We start from the raw sequence: 3,149 nt of genomic DNA, 5'->3' as shown, positions 1-3,149 counted from the left end.
TGAAAGCAGAATTAGGTATTAATCCAGGTTCTGAACAAGTTAGATATACTGCTGAAAGAGATGGTATTCTTGAAGTATTTGAAAAGTTAGATGCTAAAATTTTTACAAATGCTTGTGGACCGTGTATCGGGCAATGGGCACGATATAGTGATCCTAAGAACGCACCAAAAAATAGTATAGTTCATTCTTTTAATAGAAACTTTGCGAAGCGTGCAGATGGTAATCCAAATACACATGCATTTGTAGCTTCACCTGAAATCACTGCAGCTATTGCTATTGCAGGGCGTTTGGATTTTAATCCTTTAAAAGATAAATTAATTAGCGAAAATGGTCAGGAAGTCATGTTTGATGAACCAACGGGTTGGGAGTTACCACCAAATGGTTTTGCTGTGGATGATAATGGTTATTTAGCCCCAGAGGCAGATGGTAGCCATGTTCAAGTTTCTGTAAAAGAGGATTCTGAAAGATTACAACTCTTAGAACCATTTATTCCAATAGGAAATACTATTAATGGGGCAAAATTACTTATCAAAGCCTTTGGAAAATGTACAACTGACCATATTAGTATGGCAGGTCCGTGGTTACGTTTTAGAGGACATCTTGATAATATTGCTAATAATACGCTTATTGGTGCCGTAAATGCTTTTAATAAAAAAACAAATTTTGTAAAAAATCAATTATCTGGTGAATACGGAGGTGTTCCCGATGTGCAACGTCAATATAAAAAGGAAAGAATAAAAACAGTAGTTGTTGGAGATCACAACTATGGTGAAGGATCCTCACGTGAGCATGCAGCCATGCAACCAAGGCATTTGGGTGTTGCAGCTGTAATCGTTAAGTCTTTCGCACGTATTCATGAAACAAACCTTAAAAAGCAGGGTATGTTAGGGCTTACATTTGCAAATGAGAGTGATTATGATTTAATTCAAGAAGATGATACGTTTAACTTTTTAGATTTAATGGAATTTGCTCCAAACAAGCAATTAACTCTAGAGGTTGTTCATTCTGATCGATCTAAAGATGTAATTAAATTGAATCACACGTATAATAAGGCTCAAATAGCTTGGTACAATGAAGGTTCAGCCTTAAATTTAATTAAAAAACAAAATGCTTAATTAAAGCTAAATATTAAATAAAAAATCCAGCTCAATAAGCTGGATTTTTTATTTAAATGCCTTTATAAAAACTCATTTATAGTTGTATTTTTACAAAAAGATATCATATGAATTCAAGAGAAAATCAGCTAAAGGCTTTCGATAGATTATTAACTATAATGGATGAACTTCGTGAGCAGTGTCCATGGGATAAAAAACAAACTATGGAAAGTTTAAGGCATCTGACCATTGAAGAAACTTATGAGCTTGGTGATGCTATTTTAGATAATGATTTAGCCGAAATAAAGAAGGAATTAGGTGATGTGTTATTGCATATTGTATTTTACTCTAAAATTGGAAGTGAAACAAATGATTTTGACATAGCTGATGTTTGTAATAATATAAGTGAAAAGCTAATATCTAGACATCCACATATTTATGGAGATGTCAAAGTTGCTAATGAGGATGAAGTAAAACGAAATTGGGAAAATTTAAAACTTAAGGAAGGTAAAAAAAGTGTGTTAGAAGGTGTGCCAAATAGTTTACCTGCATTAGTGAAAGCGAATCGTATTCAAGAAAAAGTGGCTGGTATAGGGTTTGATTGGGAAGTGCCTAATCAAGTTTGGGAGAAGGTGGAGGAAGAGTTAAGTGAATTTAAAATGGAGGTAGAGGCAGATAACAAATCTGCCATGGAAAACGAATTTGGAGACGTTTTATTTTCTTTGGTAAATTATGCTAGATTCTTAAAAATAAACCCTGAAAATGCTCTAGAACGAACCAATAAAAAATTCACAAAACGATTTAAGTATTTAGAAGCTAAGGCTAAATCATTAAATAAGTCATTAGATGAAATGACCCTTGCTGAGATGGATGTTTTTTGGGAAGAAGCAAAAACCGTATAAAAAAATTATGTCTACATACCATAGGGATACATATTTATTCATTTTTTTGTTCTTACTTCTCGTAAAATTCAGCTGGTCTCATAGTGCTAATATTCCTCCTACAATCACAGCAACTGGTAATCAACCATATTGTCCTTTGAGTGAAATAAATATTGTCACTGACTTTGATATTGTGGATCCCGACGATACCGAAATTGAGGCCTTATTTATTCAAATATCAACAGGTTACGAATTTGGATTTGATTTGCTTGCACTCAATGGAAATCATCCTAATATAATATCCAATTGGAATCAAACGGAAGGAAAATTAACACTTAAAGGTATTGGATCTCTAGAAGTATCTTATGTTGATTTAATTGCAGCTGCGAAAGATGTTGTTTTTAGAAGCACAACAAATAATCCTGTTGACAAGTTCTTTTCATTTACAATTGGAGACGCCAATTATTTACCAAAAACAGGTCATTATTATGAATATGTAGAGGCTATTGGTATTACATGGACAGAAGCTAAAGTGGCTGCAGAAAACAGCACTTACTTTGGTTTACAAGGGTATTTAGCAACGATTACTTCGCCTGAGGAAGCCCAATTATCAGGGGAACAAGCCGCTGGAGCAGGATGGATAGGAGGGAGTGATGCGCAACAAGAGGGCACATGGCGATGGGTTACTGGTCCTGAAAACGGGACTATTTTTTGGAATGGCTTAGCCAATGGCTCATCACCAAACTATGCTAATTGGAATACAAATCCATCTGAACCAAATAATTGTTGCGGGGGTGAAGACTATGCACATATAACGGCTCCTGGTGTAGGATTGGCGGGGTCATGGAACGATTTGTCTAATACTGGAGCAACAAGTGGTGATTATCAACCAAAAGGGTATATAGTGGAATACGGAAGTCCTGGTGAACCAGTTTTAGATATTTCTGCAACCACATCCATATATGTTAATACCATTGCAAGTGTTAGTATTGCTTCAATATGTGGAAGTGGTAGTCTCACTTTAGAAGCATATGCTTCATCGACTATGGCAACTATATTTTGGTTCGACTCTGTAACAGGTGGAGTACCAATTGTAAATGGAAATACATTTACAACGCCAAATATAAACTCAACAACGGTTTATTATGTATTAGCCTCAGAAAATGGTTGTTTA

General features: G+C 35.0%; 2 protein-coding genes and 1 pseudogene. All 3 read left to right on the top strand.

Annotation, left to right across the window (positions count from 1 at the left end; translation table 11 throughout):
• Nucleotides 1-1,115: aconitase family protein (locus HKP59_RS00660; RefSeq protein WP_291802582.1), on the top strand; the 1,115-nt coding region annotated here is incomplete at its 5' end.
• A 107-nt stretch (nt 1,116-1,222) separates the two neighbouring features.
• Complete coding sequence (gene mazG, locus HKP59_RS00655) at nt 1,223-1,996, top strand: nucleoside triphosphate pyrophosphohydrolase (RefSeq protein WP_291802580.1); 774 nt, start codon at nt 1,223-1,225, stop codon at nt 1,994-1,996.
• A gap of 7 nt (nt 1,997-2,003) precedes the next feature.
• Nucleotides 2,004-3,149: pseudogene (locus tag HKP59_RS00650) on the top strand (lectin-like protein); the annotation flags it as partial.

The sequence above is a fragment of the Lutibacter sp. genome (assembly GCF_013041805.1).
Classification (GTDB): Bacteria; Bacteroidota; Bacteroidia; order Flavobacteriales; family Flavobacteriaceae; genus Lutibacter.
The sequence above is the reverse complement of the archived record's forward strand: the minus strand, read 5'-3'. Positions and strand labels throughout refer to the sequence as shown.